The sequence below is a fragment of the Mesorhizobium sp. M0293 genome (genome assembly GCF_040321735.1).
Classification (GTDB): Bacteria; Pseudomonadota; Alphaproteobacteria; order Rhizobiales; family Rhizobiaceae; genus Mesorhizobium.
The window spans coordinates 1-15441 of the sequence record NZ_JAMYSA010000129.1; the positions used below are offsets into that span (position 1 = coordinate 1).

General features: G+C 62.8%; 12 protein-coding genes. 8 read left to right on the forward strand and 4 right to left on the reverse strand.

What is annotated here, in order from left to right:
• The 3 genes from NKJ06_RS30225 to NKJ06_RS30235 all read right to left on the reverse strand — a co-directional run.
• Positions 1 to 561, reverse strand: a 561-nt coding sequence (locus tag NKJ06_RS30225; RefSeq protein ID WP_352811707.1) for an NAD(P)-binding domain-containing protein, incomplete at its 3' end; no start/stop codon positions are given.
• 61 nt (positions 562 to 622) lie between these two features.
• Entirely contained in the window at positions 623 to 1969 is a 1347-nt protein-coding gene (locus NKJ06_RS30230; protein WP_352811709.1) for an O-antigen ligase family protein, read from the reverse strand.
• Positions 1938 to 2936 (reverse strand): glycosyltransferase family 2 protein, encoded by a 999-nt coding sequence (locus NKJ06_RS30235; protein ID WP_352811711.1) that lies wholly within the window; start codon positions 2934 to 2936, stop codon positions 1938 to 1940. Before NKJ06_RS30235 ends, NKJ06_RS30230 begins: the two co-directional genes overlap by 32 nt.
• A 172-nt stretch (positions 2937 to 3108) precedes the next feature.
• Between NKJ06_RS30235 and NKJ06_RS30240 the strand changes: the two genes are divergently transcribed.
• From NKJ06_RS30240 to NKJ06_RS30250, 3 genes are read left to right on the forward strand one after another with little or no spacing between them, the layout of a single operon-like run.
• Positions 3109 to 4281, forward strand: a complete 1173-nt coding sequence (locus NKJ06_RS30240; protein ID WP_352811712.1) for a glycosyltransferase family 4 protein — start codon at positions 3109 to 3111, stop codon at positions 4279 to 4281.
• A complete protein-coding gene (locus NKJ06_RS30245; protein WP_352811714.1) occupies positions 4278 to 5072 on the forward strand; it encodes a WecB/TagA/CpsF family glycosyltransferase in 795 nt (264 codons plus the stop codon). The genes NKJ06_RS30240 and NKJ06_RS30245 overlap by 4 nt, the downstream gene beginning before the upstream one ends.
• Positions 5069 to 5992, forward strand: coding sequence for a DUF6492 family protein (locus tag NKJ06_RS30250; protein WP_352811716.1), 924 nt, complete (start codon positions 5069 to 5071; stop codon positions 5990 to 5992). The genes NKJ06_RS30245 and NKJ06_RS30250 overlap by 4 nt, the downstream gene beginning before the upstream one ends.
• Here NKJ06_RS30250 and NKJ06_RS30255 read toward each other — a convergent pair.
• Complete coding sequence (locus tag NKJ06_RS30255) at positions 5989 to 7284, reverse strand: lipopolysaccharide biosynthesis protein (protein WP_352811717.1); 1296 nt, start codon at positions 7282 to 7284, stop codon at positions 5989 to 5991. The two genes, NKJ06_RS30250 and NKJ06_RS30255, sit on opposite strands and share 4 nt — an antisense overlap.
• Positions 7285 to 7805: 521 nt before the next feature.
• On the opposite strand from NKJ06_RS30255, the gene NKJ06_RS30260 reads away from it, so the two are divergent.
• The 5 genes from NKJ06_RS30260 (at position 7806) to NKJ06_RS30280 (ending at position 15198) form a co-directional block, all read left to right on the forward strand.
• Positions 7806 to 8303, forward strand: a complete 498-nt coding sequence (locus tag NKJ06_RS30260; protein WP_352811719.1) for a Csu type fimbrial protein — start codon at positions 7806 to 7808, stop codon at positions 8301 to 8303.
• 21 nt (positions 8304 to 8324) lie between these two features.
• Positions 8325 to 9044, forward strand: coding sequence for a fimbrial biogenesis chaperone (locus NKJ06_RS30265; protein WP_352811720.1), 720 nt, complete (start codon positions 8325 to 8327; stop codon positions 9042 to 9044).
• On the forward strand, positions 9016 to 11436 hold the full coding sequence (locus tag NKJ06_RS30270) for a fimbria/pilus outer membrane usher protein (protein WP_352811721.1): 2421 nt from the start codon (positions 9016 to 9018) through the stop codon (positions 11434 to 11436). The genes NKJ06_RS30265 and NKJ06_RS30270 overlap by 29 nt, the downstream gene beginning before the upstream one ends.
• On the forward strand, positions 11427 to 12383 hold the full coding sequence (locus NKJ06_RS30275; RefSeq protein ID WP_352811722.1) for a Csu type fimbrial protein: 957 nt from the start codon (positions 11427 to 11429) through the stop codon (positions 12381 to 12383). Before NKJ06_RS30270 ends, NKJ06_RS30275 begins: the two co-directional genes overlap by 10 nt.
• 268 nt (positions 12384 to 12651) lie before the next feature.
• Complete coding sequence (locus NKJ06_RS30280) at positions 12652 to 15198, forward strand: GumC family protein (protein WP_352811724.1); 2547 nt, start codon at positions 12652 to 12654, stop codon at positions 15196 to 15198.
• The last annotated feature ends 243 nt before the right edge of the window (positions 15199 to 15441 follow it).

The following is a 15441-nucleotide window of genomic DNA, read 5'->3' on the forward strand; positions in this document are numbered from 1 at the left end:
CCCCCGCCCCCCCGCCGCCTCACCCCGGGCCCCCCCCCCGCCCCCCCCCCCCCCCGCCTCCTCCCGGCGCGCTTCCTGGTGGGGCCCCACCCGCCGGCGCCCCGCGCCGTGGGCGGCGACGAAACGCTTGGTGTCGTCGGAAACCAGCCTGTTGGAAAACACCACCATCATACCCTTGCCGATTGCTGCCGGCGTGTTGGGCATGCAGCGCACGATCGGCGCGCGGCTGCCCAGGATGTCCTCGAAGGTGGCGGCAGGCGTGCCGGCGGCGATGCTGACGAAGGTGGTGCGGCCATCGCCGAAGCGCTTGTAGGCCGCGGTGACGTCGCGGATCACCTGCGGCTTCACCGCGATGACGACGAGATCGGGCACGGCATCGGCCGGAATGCCATCGGCATCGGCTGATGTCGCGCAGCCCAGCGTTGCCGCGCGATTGCGCAGGTCGGCATTGGGCTCGACCACGAAAACCGCCGACGGCGCAAGCTTGCCGGATTTCAGCCAGCCCGAGAGCATGGCGTAACCCATATTGCCGCAGCCGGCGAGAACAAGCCTGATCGTCATCGAAAGCCCTCCGAAGGAAGGCCTTCACATAGACGCTGGCGCTTCCCTGGGGAAGCCCCCGTCAGGAGGAACGGGAAGATCGTGCGCCGCGATCGGGATCACGCACTGCCATCGGCCGCAGCGAAACTTGCCTGAGGCCAAGCACGCCGAGCACGAAGAACAGCCAGACCGGGTCGCCACGATGGAAGAAGAAGCTTTCGAGGGAAGCATTCAGCGCTGTGAACAGCACCACCATCATGAAGAAGTCACCGAGAAAGATGTTTTCCCTGCGCAGCGGAATGCGCATGTAGTCGCGCAGCGGCGCGATGAGGAAGGTGTAGACCGCCACGCAAAGTGCCGGAATGCCCATCAGAACGGCGATGTCGAGATAGCCGTCATGGCCGTGCACGATGGTTCTGATGTCCCATGGCCGGTCGAAAGGCTGGTCCTGGTTGAGCAAGAGCGGCGTGCCCCAGAAGCTTTCATAGCCGTAGCCGGTCCATGGCTTCTTCGCCAGCATGCTGCCGGCGAACTCCCAAAGCGTCGTGCGGCCGGTATAGGTCATGTCGGGGAAATAGATCGCCGCCAGATGTTTCACCGGCGGCAGGAAGACGATGCCCAGCGTGCCGACCGCCGTGGCGATGATCGCCAGCGCAAACAGGATCGGTGTGCCGAGCCGCATGCCCATCAGGCTCGGCAGCATGACGATCAGGATCGAGAACGGCACCAGCCCGGCGGTGGTCTTGGAGCCGGTGTGCAGCATGAAGATCATCGCCGCGAAGAATATCCCTGCGCCCCAGTACCGCTGCCCGCGCCGGTAGAGATACAGGCCGGCGAAGCTGAGGCAGGCCATGATCGGGCCGGCGATGTTCTTATGGGTGAACACGCCGCGCCACAGGCCGGCATGTTCGGGCTCCTGTGAGTCAGCGGTGTGCATCGCCTCGTGCGGAAAGACGATGAGGCCGAGATAGGACAGGCCCATGACCACGACGGCGGTGAAGATGATGACCTTGGAGAAGGCTTCGGCGTCGCGCGGCAGCACCAGGATCGTCGCCATCGTCAGGATGCCGATCAGGGTGAAGGAAGCGGCGCGCATCGCCGAGGGCGGATCGGTCGCCAGGATCACCGACAGGAAAAAGAAGCCCAGCATCAGCATCCAGGACGGGCTGAGCAGCGAGCGCACCATGCGCGGATCGGCAAAGGCCATCAGCGAGAAGATCGATATGGCTCCAAGCGAACTGAAGCCAAGCTGGTTGACGATGTCGCCGCCTTGACTGGTGAGTTCGGCGCCGGCCGGCTGGAACGGCCGGAAGGACACCATGATGACGGTGAACAGCAGCGCGGCAATGGCGGTCGCCACGCCTTCGCGCGTGAACGTGGCGCTGAGCGGGAGACGCTCAGTTTTTCTCAGGCTGGCGGTATTGCTCATTGGCATATCCGAATTCGGCCAGCACGCGGCCCAGCGCCACATGGACGGGGTAGATGGCGATATCAGGCGATCCGGTCCGCGCCAGCCGGATCAGGCCGCGAAACGGCGAGGCGGCAAGCAGCGCCAGGCTCTTCAGCAACACCTTGGCGCCGGCGAGTGGCGTGCCGGCGCGTTTCTTCTTTTCGACCAATGTCGAGATCACGCCGTTGCGCAGGCTGCGGGCACGGATCCAGTCGGCTTCGATACGCCGGGCCGGAACGGTTTCTTGCACCTTCGCTTCAGTGCACCAGCCAAGCACGAAGCCGCGCTGCGCCGCCCGGCTCAGGAAGTCGGAATCGCCGCCGCCCATGAAGTTGAATTTGAGGTCGAGAAAGGGCGGCCCCATGGCAATCAGCACGTTACGCCCAACCAGAAGATTGCCGGACGAATAGAGCGCAGGCACGCGCCCGGTTTCTCGATAGGGCGGCGCGAACACCGGATGCTCGGCCCATCCCGCATGGGCGGGATTGGCAAACACGGGCACCTGCGGGCCGCCGACGATATCGGCGCCGAGCTTCTCGGCCGCCCCGCACATCCGTTCCAGCCATTGCGGATCGGCGATCTCGTCGTCGTCGATGACCAGCAGATGCCTGAAGTTCGGGAATTGCAGGATCGCCGTCTGCCAGCCGGCATTGTAGGCGCTGCAATTACCGCGCTCATGCGCGATGATGACCAGGCCCGACATCTCGCCGCGCTCGAACAACGGCAGCGCCGCCCTGGCGCCGGCCCGCGCCTCGGCTTCGTTTTCCATGACGATGACGGCAAAGCGCCTGCCGGTTTGCTGTACGCGCAGCGACGCCAGCGTCTCCAGCACCTGCTCGGGCCGCTTGAAGGTCGGCAAGGTTACGACCGCTTCGATAGCCTCGACGTCAAGCCGGGGCGAGCGTCCAGCGATCGATACCGAACCGTCCGATGGCAAAGGGATCATCCGTGTCCAGCCACATGGTGAGTTGGGCTCTGGTAGCACCCACGGTGATAAGGTTTCGTTAATCACCTTGCACGGAGAAGCCCGCCAGGCAGCGGCTTTCGGTCGTCGAATGTGCTGGCTTAATCAAGGGTTCACCGCACTTTGCTACCGGCTACACCACAGGATAGGTGAGATGCATCTGCTGTTCGCCACATCGATCGTGCCCGACGGCGCACTTGCCTCGGGCTACGAGATCGCCAACGCTGCGATCATCGCCGCCTTGCGGCGCGCTGGCGCGCGCGTGACCGTCATTGGATTCACCTGGCCCGGAAAACCCGCGGCCGATCCCGAAAACACCGTGGTGCTGGGTGCGATCGACGTGCGTACGGACAATGCCTCCGCACGGCAAAAGCTGGCCTGGGTCGGCAAGGCGCTGCTTTCGGGTCTCACCTTCGCGTCGGTCAAGTTGCGCGCCGTGTCCGACAGCGATGTTCTCGCCGCCATTGAGAGCGTCGGTCCGGTCGACGGTTATGTCTTGAATTCCGTGCAGTTCGCCGGCGCTTTTGAAAAGCTGTTCACTGAGCGGCCTTCGATCTTCGTCGCCCACAATGTCGAGCATCTTTCGGCGCAAGAGAACGCTGTTGCCGCCGGCAGCCTCTTCCAGCGCCTGCTGTTTCGCCGCGAGGCGAGGTTGCTCAAGACCGTGGAAGAGCGTCTCTGCCGCCAGGCGCGCTTCGTCTTCACGCTAGCCGAGGAAGACCGTGCGGCACTCGGTGTCGCCTCCGACGACCGCTCAGCGGTGCTGCCTCTGGTGACCGGTGCTCAGGCGCCAACTCCGAAAGGCCCGCGCCGCATCGACTGCGACGCGGCGCTGATCGGCACCTGGACCTGGCAGCCGAACCGCATCGGCCTCGACTGGTTCCTGGAGAAGGTCGTACCGCATCTGCGGGCCGGGTTCCGCATCCGCGTCGCCGGCAGCATGCCTTCAGGCGTCACGTCGAAGCATCCCGGCGTCGAATTTGTCGGCCGCGTGCCTGACGCGCAGGCGTTCGTGCGCAGTGCCGCCGTCATCCCGTTGATCAGCACCGCCGGCAGCGGCGTCCAGTTGAAGACCATCGAAACCTTCGAGCTCGGCCTGCCGTCCGTCGCCACCAGCCGCTCGCTGCGCGGCATCGACCATCGCCCGTCCAATTGCGTCGTCACCGACGATCCCGCTGCCTTCGCCAGGGCTCTCGAGGCCGCGGCGGCCGATATCCGCGATGTTGACGGCAGCGCATTCCGGCGTTCGCAGGTCAAGGCGCTCGACGCTGCTATCCGGCTCGGCCTCGAAAAGCTAGGGTCCGTCAGGCAGGAGGCGTTTGCATGAACATGCATTCCGCCCGCGCCGCGTTCGGGCTCGACACGCTGAAGACGATCCTCGGCATCTCGGTGGTTGCGATCCGCTGGAACGATGCCATCGTCCTGCTGAACCGCTTGATCGCCGAGCGGCGTTTCACCAAGGTCAGTTTCCTCAACGCCCACAATGCCAACATTGCCTATACCGACCCGGTCTTTGCCGAAGCGCTCGACGATTTCCTCATCCTGCCCGACGGCATCGGTGTCGATCTGGCGGCGAGACTTCTCTATGGGGCGCCATTTCCGGACAATCTCAACGGCACCGATTTCGTCCCCGCCTTCCTGCAGGCCTCGACGACGCCGCTGACCGTAGGGCTTCTCGGCGCGACGCGCGTCAATGCCGAAGCGGCGTCGATCAAGCTTGCGGCACTGGCCGTGCAGCACCGGTTCGTGGTCATCCATGACGGCTATTTCTCGGCTGCCCAGCAGACGGAAATCGTCGATCGGATCGAAGAATTGCGGCCTGACGTGCTGCTCGTCGCCATGGGTGTGCCGCGCCAGGAATTGTGGATCGAACGCCACATCGACGCACGCCACTGCACGCTGCCGATCGCCGTCGGCGCGTTGCTCGATTTCCTGAGCGGCTCGGTACCCCGCGCGCCCTTGTGGATGCGCCGGATGCGGCTCGAATGGCTGTTCCGGTTGGCTGTCGAACCGGGCCGCCTGTGGCGCCGCTATGTGGTCGGAAATCCCCTGTTCCTGCTGCGCGTCGTCAGGCAGAGATTCTCGCATGCACCCGAAGCTGCGGGAGACATCAAGTGAACAGCAGGTTCGTTCCCAGTGCCACCGTCGAGCCAAGCCCGCTTCGGCGGATGCCGACGGCGGCAATCGTGACGGCAAGCTACGCGCCCGATTTCGAGCGCTGCCGCCTGTTGTGCGAGACACTCGATCGCCACGCTTCCGGCGCGGCGCACCACTACATCCTGGTCGAACATCGTGATATCAAGCTTTTCCGTCAGATGGAGACCAGCCGGCGTACCATCGTCGACGAGCGGGCATTGCTGCCGCGCTGGCTGCATGCCTTCGACGACCCGCTCAGCCTGTTTCGCCGGCGCGTCTGGCTTAGCCTGAAGACCCAGCCGCTGCGTGGCTGGCACGTGCAGCAGCTGCGACGCATCGCGATATCAGCGCACGCATCCGAAGATGTGCTGATCTTCTGCGATTCCGACGTCGCTTTCCTGAAATCTTTCGACTGCAGCATTTTCTGGCGCAACGGCAAGGCGCGGCTGTTCCGCCGTGACGGCGTGCTGGCGCACGAAGGTCATGAAGAGCATCGCATCTGGTCGCGCAACGCGGGTGCGGCGCTCGGCCTCGACCCCTCCCGGATATCGAACCACGACTATATCTCGACACTGATCGCCTGGCGGCGCGACACCGTGCTGGCCATGTGCGGCGAGATCGAGAAGGTCCATGGCCGAAACTGGGTCGAGGTTGTCGGCTCGGCGCGCAAATTCTCCGAATGCATGATCTACGGCCGCTACGTCGACGATCTGCTGGAGGGCGCCGGCCATTTCCACGGTTCGGAAGAATTCTGCCGTGTGCACTGGACCGGCGAGGCGCTTTCGGACGACGAGTTCCGCCGCTTCGTTGCCGTCATGGCGCCGGAGCAGGTGGCGATCGGCATGCAGTCCTTTATCGGCACCGATATCGGCCGCATCCGCCGTCTGATTGGCTTGAATTAGACGGGTTTGGCCGGCTTGCGCATCGCCGAATAGGTGAGCAGCGCCGAGGCGAGATACAGAAGCAGGAAGACGACGTTGAGCGACAGCACGAGGTTCGGCGTGTCGAGGATGGTCGTCAGCACATAGGTCAGCAACAGCGCCTTCAGCGCGGCAAGCAGGCCGAGATTGAGCGCCCGCACCAAGGTCTGGCCGCGTGCAAACAAAAGCTCGGCCTGGTATTCGACCAGATTGCGCAACCCCGGCACGCAGATCGCCAGCACCACCAGCGGCGCGGCCTCGGCGACATTCTTGCCAAGCGCATTGGGGAAGAAATGCAGCACGATGCCAAGCGCCAGCAGCGCCGCCGTCGAGACCGCGAACACACCGCCTTCGATGCCGCTCTTGACCGCCAGCCGTGACAAAAGTTCCGGCGCGCGCATCATGCGCTGCACCAGCATCATGGAGAAGGTTCGGATCGGAATGGCCGTCAGGTCGACCAGCCGCATGATGATGGCGTAGATACCGGCCAGATGCGGTCCGCCGATCGCCAGGACCAGCAGCTTGTCGAATTCCATCTGCAGGTAGAACAGCACTTCGGCGCCGGCCACATAGATGGAATCGGCCAATCGCCTCAAATACAGCTCGATGCGCAGCCGCAGCCGCTGTCGCGGATAGAACCAGCCGAACGCCAGTATCAGGGAGGCGGCATTGGCGCCGATATAAAACCACGACCATATCCAGACGCTGTGTTGCGCCCCGAACATGAACAGCACCGCGCCAAGCGCCCGCAGCGCCGTCGTCAGGATGGCCAGCAGCGCGGCGCGGCCGAATTTGCCCAGACCGTTGTTGACGATCAGCGCCACCTCCACCGGCCGCCACAGCAGCGCTTCGGCAAAGACGATTGCCGCAAACACCGCCAGCGGCACGGTGCCGGCGAAGAAAATCAGATAGACGCCGAACGAGGCCGCGGCCAGCAGCGGCAGCGACAGCACGCCGAGCAGCAGGAAGCCGGCGGTGAAGGTGCCGATCAGATTGGGGCGAATGGTGGCCGTGCGGTAGAGAGCCGAGATGAAACCGAAGGCGAGGATGCGCGACAGCATGACGCCGGCCGCCGATGCGGTGGCGAACATGCCGAACTCGGAAATGGACAGCGTGTTGGCCAGCGCGATGAAATAGGCGAGTGAAAATACCAGCCGCCCGCCGGCGCCGCTGATCGCCGAGAAATAGTCGCGAAGCAGCCCCCGTCGTTCGGCCAAAAAGCTGCCGATCCGGGCGAGGGGCCGCCTTTGCGGTATGTCACTGGCCTGCGTCATGTCTCAAGCAGAGCCTAGGGCGGAAAACTTAACGCGCCGTTCTGGGGCTTAAGGTTGTGTTGAAAATAGAGGTTGGCAGAGAGAGAACCGATTCTCAGCGTGGCAAGCGGCGGGCTTTTTGCCGTTCTATCCGCGCCTGCTAATCCGGCAAAATCGGTTTCGAACTTGATCGACCGTCGGTGAAGATTATCCGTGGCGTTTCTCTTCGTACTTCCGGTCGAGGGTCCAAAGCGCGATCTCCCAGCCTCGGCGCGCGCGGGTACCAGTGACCACGCATTGTCCCGCCCTTCAGCGGCGCGGAATCAAGTTCCTAATTTCTGCTTTGAAAGGTTCACTATTAGTAATTTAGGTATTGCTAACGCTAAGGAGGTCAAAAAGGCAGGGTTTCAATAGGCGGTTGTATTGAACAACCTTTCCGATATGCTTTGACCAACGCTTGGTCATCACGTGGGGGGCACCCGCGACAGGTGAAAGGGGCGTAATGGCATGCGTTAAGGGCACTCTGAAGAAGGGAACCGTGCATGCTTAAGAGATCTCTCGCATCGAGTATTGCGGCACTTGCTGCGATCATGCTGTCTGGTCCGGCGTTCGCGGCGACCGCGACCGGCAACATGACGGTTCGCATCACGATCCAGGCCGAATGCAAAGTTCAGACCGCCAGCGATCTGGATTTCGGCACCAGGGGCGTCATCGATGCAAATGTCGATCTGACCAGCACGATAGGCGTGCAATGCACGAGCGGGCAAACATACAATGTTGGCTTGAGTGCCGGTGGCGGTGCCGGCGCAACTGTTACAGCCCGCAAAATGACCGGCCCAGCGGCGGCGACAATCAGTTACGCGCTTTACCGGGACGCTGCCCGCACACAAAACTGGGGTATCACTGTCGGCACAGACACAGTCACGGGAACCGGCAACGGTAGTGTCCAGAACCTGACTGTTTACGGACGGGTGCCGCCGCAGGCCACACCGGCAGCCGGCGTTTATACCGACACCGTCGCGATCACCGTTACCTACTGACAACAGCAAAGCGAGAACGACATGCGAACCATGCTTTCAAGCATTGGCGCAGTGGCCCTTGTTCTGCTGTGTGCCGGATTTTCACAAGCCGCCTCGCTAAGAGTGGCTCCGACCAGTCTCGAACTGATTGCACCAGACAGTGCGGCGGTTCTCAACCTTCAAAATGACGCGAAGCGGCCGATCAACGTACAAGTCCGCGTCTTCAGATGGACGCAGGTCGAGGGCGTTGAACGGCTGGAGCCGACGTCGGACGTGGTGGCCAGCCCGCCATCGACCAAACTCGGCCCTGACGCCGACTACGTGGTTCGGGTCCTGCGGGTCGGCAAGGCGCCGGTTCGAACCGAGGAAAGTTATCGCGTTGTCGTCGACGAGCTGCCGGACCCGTCGCGCCGACAGGCTGGGACGGTAACTCTGGTCCTGCGGTATTCGATCCCGGTCTTCTTCCGCAGTCCAGACGCTTCGACGCCGAACGTATCCTTCAGCCTTTCCCGCGCTGGCGGTGGGCTCATGCTTAAGGCGCGCAACAATGGCGATAGTCGACTGAGACTGTCGAACATCACTTTGAATCAGGGAGGCAAGAAACTGGGGAGCCGGAACGGACTCGTCGGCTACGTTTTGGGTGGGGCATCAATGCAATGGCCGATCGGCAGCGGCAAATCGCTGTCCGGAAGCTCTGTGACGCTGAAAGCGCAGAGCGATTTTGGACCATTCGATGCCAAAGTTGCCGTCCAGGGCCGTTAGCGCCGCGGTTGCAGCCGTTCTTGTAGTTTGCTCGTGGTCGCAGGTGAGGGCGCAAGAGATACCGGACGAACCGGCAAAGGACATTTCCGGTTCGGGTCAGCCTCCTGAGCGCGATCTCTATTTGGAAGTGTTCATCAACGACGTTTCGTCCAAGATGATCGGCAACTTCAAGGAATTGCCCGACGGCGGCCTCGCTGCCACGCCGGCAGAACTGCAAGAGGTCGGCCTCAAATCAAGTGAAGAAGCGATCGATGCCGACGGTCTCGTCAGGGTCGATCGCTTGCCGGCCGTCTCCTTCCATGTTGATGAGACGGCGCAGCGGCTCTACGTCACCACGACGAATGACGCTCGAGCCGCCCGTACGATCGATGTCGGCCCAGCCGAAAAGCAGGATCGGCTGAGGCCGCAATCGGGCTACGGCGCCGTCCTGAACTATTCCCTCTTTGCAAGCTCGAACACGCTGTTCGACAACAACGTCGAGTTGTTCCAGGGCGTTTCCGGCGCCTTCGATGCACGCGCCTTCAGCCCATACGGAACGCTGGCCCAGTCATTCATTGCCGGCTACTCTGAAGGGGAACTGCAGGACTTCACCCGCCTGAACACCACCTGGAGCTATTCGGACCCCGAACGCCTGGTCACCTACAGAGCGGGCGATTTCGTTTCCGGCGGCTTGTCATGGACCCGACCTGTCTATCTCGGCGGCATCCAGGCGCAGCGCAACTTTTCTCTTCGTTCGGATTTGGTCACCCTTCCGCTCCCCTCGTTTGAAGGCACCGCCGCCGTGCCTTCGACCCTGGAGGTCTATACCCAGAATGTACGCACCTACGCCGGCGACGTGGCGGCAGGGCCATTCCAGGTCGTTAATTTGCCGGTGTTCACGGGCGCCGGAGAGGCACGCGTGGTGCTGCGAGACAGTCTTGGACGGGAAACCACGGCAACGCTTCCGTTCTACGCATCCAGCATGCTCTTGCGAGAAGGCCTGCTCGATTTTTCGGCCGAGGCAGGAATGCCAAGGCGGAATTTCGGGGTCGAATCCAACGACTACGACCAGCGTGTCATGGGTGTCGCCACCGCCCGCTACGGGCTCACAAATTGGCTCACCCTTGAAGGCCATTTCGAAGGCGGCCAAGAGCTTCTCAATGGCGGCTTGGGTGTCGCGGTCCCGCTCGGACCATATGGCGCCGCTTCGGTCGCGGTCGCCGGAAGCCACCATGACGGAAACACCGGCTCACTGGTGAACGTGTCGCTGGAACTCAGCTACGGCGGGTGGTCGCTCTATGGCAGGGTTCAAAGGGCGTTTGACGACTACGAGGACATCGCCTCGGTGACGGCCGAACCAGAATTCTCGGGACCGGATGGTCTTCCGATCTTCAGTCCCGGCGTTCCGCGCGCGATCGATCAGGCAACGTTGTCGGTGCCGATGCCGCTCGATCTGTCGAGCCTCAATCTTTCCTATACCCATCTCAAGGACGCCGCTGGTCAACGCAGCCAAATCGTCGGCCTCTCCTACAGCCAGCAAGTGTTCAAGCGGAGCACGCTCTACGCGACCGCGTTCACGGATCTTGACGACCGCAAGAGTTTTGGTGTGTTCGCCGGTATCTCGGTCGCCTTCGATGACGGCATCACCGCCTCCACCGGGGTCGAACAAGGCCCTGATGGGATGAACGTCGTCGCCGACGTCGCCAAGGCCGAGCGGCTCGAGAATGGCAGCATCGGCTGGCGCGCGCGGACGTCGGAGGGAGATGTTCCCAATCGATCGGCGGCAGCCAGCTACCGCGCTCCGTTCGCGCGCTTCGAAGCAGGCGTCCAACAATACGACAAGGATGTCCGCGCGACGGCACAGATGGACGGCGCCATCGCAGTGGCAGGTGGCAGTGTATTTGCGACGAACCGCATCGATGACGCCTTTGCCGTCGTCGATGTGGGCACGCCAGGTGTGGAGGTTGAGCGTCAGAACAGACCTGTCGGCGAGACGGATAGTCGTGGCCGTATACTTGTGCCCGATCTCAATTCCTACGAAGCCAGTACCATTTCGATCGATCCGAAGAACCTGCCGGTCGATGCCGATGTTCCGGCCACCAAGGAAACGGTCGTTCCGGCCGACCGTAGCGGTGTGGTCGTGAAATTCGGAGTGTCGCAAACACCGGCAGCAGCACTCGTCACCTTTGTCGACAGCAGCGGTGCTGCACTTGAGGCAGGTCTGAAAGGCAAGCTGGACGGTGCTTCAGAGGAATTTGTGATCGGTTATGACGGCCAAGCTTACGTTCGTGGGCTGGCTCCTCACAATATTGCCATCGTCGAGCGGGCCGACGGCAGCACATGCCGCGCCGAATTCACTTTCAAACCAGCAACCGGCCAGCAGGTCGTGATCAGGAACGCAGTGTGTTCGTAAAACTACCTAGCTTGCGAAATTTCGTCATCGCTGCCGTGTTGCTGCTGCCCGGCACCGCCTGGTCCCAAAGCTGCAGCTTTGGCCTGTCGGACCAGAGTTTCGGTTTCATCGATACGCTTTCCGGCGCGCAAACGAATTCAACCGGGACCATGAGCGTCACCTGCAGCGGCACGCCGTTGGCCCGCATCCTGATTTGTCCAAATCTGGGCGCGGGCAGCGGCGGTGCGACGGCAGCCGCGCGCCAAATGCTCAGCGGATCGAACGTGCTCAATTATCAGCTTTATTCCGATTCGGCCCGCAGCGTCGTTTGGGGCACCTATTCCTGGGCATTCCCGGCTCGTGCGCCCGCATTTGCATTGACGTTGAACGCAATCGGAACCGGATCTGGATCTGCGCCCATCTATGGCGCGGTCCTTGGCAGCCAACCAACGACGCCTCCCGGAAGCTATCTGTCGGCTTTCTCCGGTTCCAATGTCGAATTTCGGTACCGATACACCACGTCCAGTTCCTGCGGCACGGGAACGGGCACGATCTCGCGGCCAAGTTTCAACGTGACCGCCACCGTTGCGGCAAACTGCCTGGTCGCCACTCAAAACATCGATTTCGGTGCTGTCGGAATTCTCGGCGCAAACGTCGATTCGACCGGACAAGTGTCGGTCACCTGCACGCCTGCCACCAACTACACTGTCTCCTTGAATGGGGGCACTACAGGGTCCCCGCCAACCTCGCGCAAGATGTCGAAAGGCGCCGAAAGCGTCACCTATGGGCTCTACAAGGACGCTGCGCGAACACAGCCTTGGGGAGACGCCGGGACACCGGGAAGCACTGTGCCGGGAACCGGCAGCGGAGCAGTCCAGAACCTGACCGTCTATGGCCGCGTGCCGCCGCAGACGACCCCTTCGGCCGGCGTCTATACGGATACGGTGGTGGTGACGATCACATACTGATCGTTGGTTGCATGAGGGCTGCCGATCCGGGCGAGGGGCCGCCTTTGCGGTATGTCACTGGCCTGCGTCATGTCTCAAGCAGAGTCTAGGGCGGAAAACTTAACGCGCCGTTCTGGGGCTTAAGGTTGTGTCGAAGATAGATGCAACCGAAGAGAGAAACCGCAGCTTCGGCGCGCGAAAATTAACCTTTTGTTTTCCATGCCTGTTTAGCGTGGCTTAACGAACGGCCAATCGCCATTCGCAGGCCTCCAAGGGTAAAGTTCCAGAGATGGTCGACAGGGAAAACCGCGAAGACTGGAAGCGCGAGCGCTCGTTGCTGGCGCTTGGCCAGGCTGTGCGCGGCGACGAACCCGACGCGTCCCTGGTCTCGATCGGGGACCGGGCAGACCCGTCATGGCGCGAGGATGCCGCCACCCGCCATCGTCTCGCCCGTTCACAGCGCGAAACGCGGACGAACCCGAAGCTGTCGGATCCGGCCGCAACGGACGGGTATCAGGCTGGCTATGAGCCGGCCTCGTCGGTGAGCCGTGCGCAAACCACGCCACGGACACAGTCTACCGAAACCGCAGGCGCCTATCGCCCCGATCGTGCATCCGAACCTTATCGTTCAAGCGACACGCCGGCATCCTACGACGACGGCGCCGACAGCCAGCAATGGAAGCCGCTGATCGATCCGATGCAGGTCGTCCGTGGTGTCGGAAAATCGAAGCTGCTGATCGTGACGACAACGATGCTGGGTGCCGCGCTCGGCATATCCATCGCACTGTCGACACCGAAGAAATACGAAGCCACCACCGAACTGATAGTCGATCCGCGCGACCTGAAGCTCACCGATCGCGACCTCACCCAGTCGGTCGTTGCCTCCGACGCAACGCTGGCCATCGTCGAAAACCAGGTCCGGGTGCTGACATCAGGCACAGTTCTCAACAAGGTCGTCGACAAGCTCAATCTCGTCAACGACCCGGAATTCAATGGGCAAGGCGGCGGCCTCAGCGTCATGTCGCTCATCCGCTCCATCCTGTCACGCAATGACGGGCCAGGTGGTGTCGACGACGCCCGCCGTCGTGCGCTTGCTGTCGGCAATTTGGCCGAGAGCCTTTCGGTGGAGCGCGGCGGCAAGACCTTCGTCATCACCGTCAGCGCCACCACGCAGAATGGCGAGAAATCGGCTCTGATCGCCAATACGATGACGGATGTCTTCCTGCAGACTTTCGGCCAGATCCAGTCCGATACCGCAGGCCGCGCCACCGACGAACTCACGGCCAGACTGGACGAACTGCGCAAGGGCGTCGAGGCGGCCGAGCGCAAGGTCGAGGATTTCAGGGCCTCGCACGACCTTGTCGATGCGCAGGGCCACCTCATCAGCGACGATGAGATGCTGAAACTCAACGAGCAGCTATCGGTTGCCCGCGCCCGCACGCTGGAGCTGAATGCCCGGGCGGCTTCGGCGCGTTCGGTCGACGTCAACTCGGTTCTGACCGGCACCTTGCCGGAGGAGATCAACTCCAACACGATGAGCGATCTGCGTTCGCAATATGCGACGCTCAAGCAGGAGGCTGACCGCGCCGCCATCCGGTTCGGCCCGCGTCACCCCGAACTCCAGGCTCTCAATGCCCAGCTTGCCGGCGCACGCGACCGCATCGCCGCGGAGTTGCGTCGCATCGGCTCGTCGCTGCAGGTCGACCTCAAGCGCGCGGTCCAGCTCGAACAGGATCTCGCCTCTCGCCTGGCCCAGCTTAAGGTGCGCAGCGGCGACGTCAACGGCGATCTGGTGTCGATGCGCGAACTGGAGCGCGAGGCTACCGCCAAGCGTTCCGTCTACGAACAGTACCTGCTGCGTGCCAAGGAGACCGGCGAGCAGAAGGACATCAACACCGCCAACATCAACGTGATCTCGAAGGCCTTCGCGCCGCTCGAGGCAAACGGGCCGTCGCGGGTCGTGGTGGCGCTTGCCGGCCTGTTGCTGGGCTTTGCCTCCGGCATTGGCCTCGGCGCCATGCGTGGCGCCTATGAGAGCCTGCGTGACACCGCCAATTCGCGCTCGCGCCGCGACCGCGGTGCGGACCAACGCCGGACGCCTTACGAGGACAAGCCATATCGGGCAGCACCCCCGCCTGCGCCGCAACCACCCGCTCCGCAACCATCGGCATCTCCGCCTGCGCCGCCACCGCCAGCAGCACCACCGCCTGTCCAGCAGGCTGAGATCACGCCGGACGAAGGCCCCGGCAGGGTCAGCGCGCTGCTGTCGATGCTGCGCAAGGCCGTGTCCCGCAAGCCGTCCCCGGAAGAGCCCTTCGATACTGGTGAGTGGGTCTCCGCTGAAAACGGGAAGCCAACGCAAGATCCGGCGTCCTATCCCCAGTCGGCACCGGCCTTTGCGCCTCGGCAGCAGGTCCCGGCGGCTTACCCGCCGCCGCCCTTCCAGTTCGGCAATCCTGTTTCCTATGCCCCGCAGATGGCGCAGCCGCCTCAGCCCCCGCACACGGTGCCGCCGCGAGCGTATTCGGGCCCGCAACTCTATCCCTACGCGCAGCCTTTGGCCTACACGCAGCAGCCCGGCTATCCGCAGTCCATGTCGGCGCCCAATGCCAGGCAGTTGCCCTATCCGCCTCAGCCTGGTTCCGCGCTTTATCCGCAACATCCCGCCTCGCCGCAGCAGGAGACCCAGCCTCGCGAGCCATCCGTGGAGGCGCGGCAGACCGAGCAGGACATCGAACCGCAAGCGCCAATCGAGGAAATCCGCGCCAGCCTGCGCGAATTCCGCGAAGCGGTCCGCGAACTCACCGAGAGCCGCACGCGTCGCCGTTACTTCTGAGCCACAAAATTCTTCGCGCTGTCGTACAAAAACATGCCGGTTTCGCGTAAACGGCATGGGACGGCGCTTTGGCAGGATTGCGTGTTGGAATTTTCGTGAAGATGCCACGCTGTGAAAGATCAGAAAGCGCGGCGCGTGCGGGAGCGGCCCGCGTGGGGCTTTTTGTGTTGTGGGTGGGGGAATGCTGGAGTGGTTTGTTTGTGTTATTAACAAATCCGAGGCCCCCCGGCGCGCCAGCAGAGG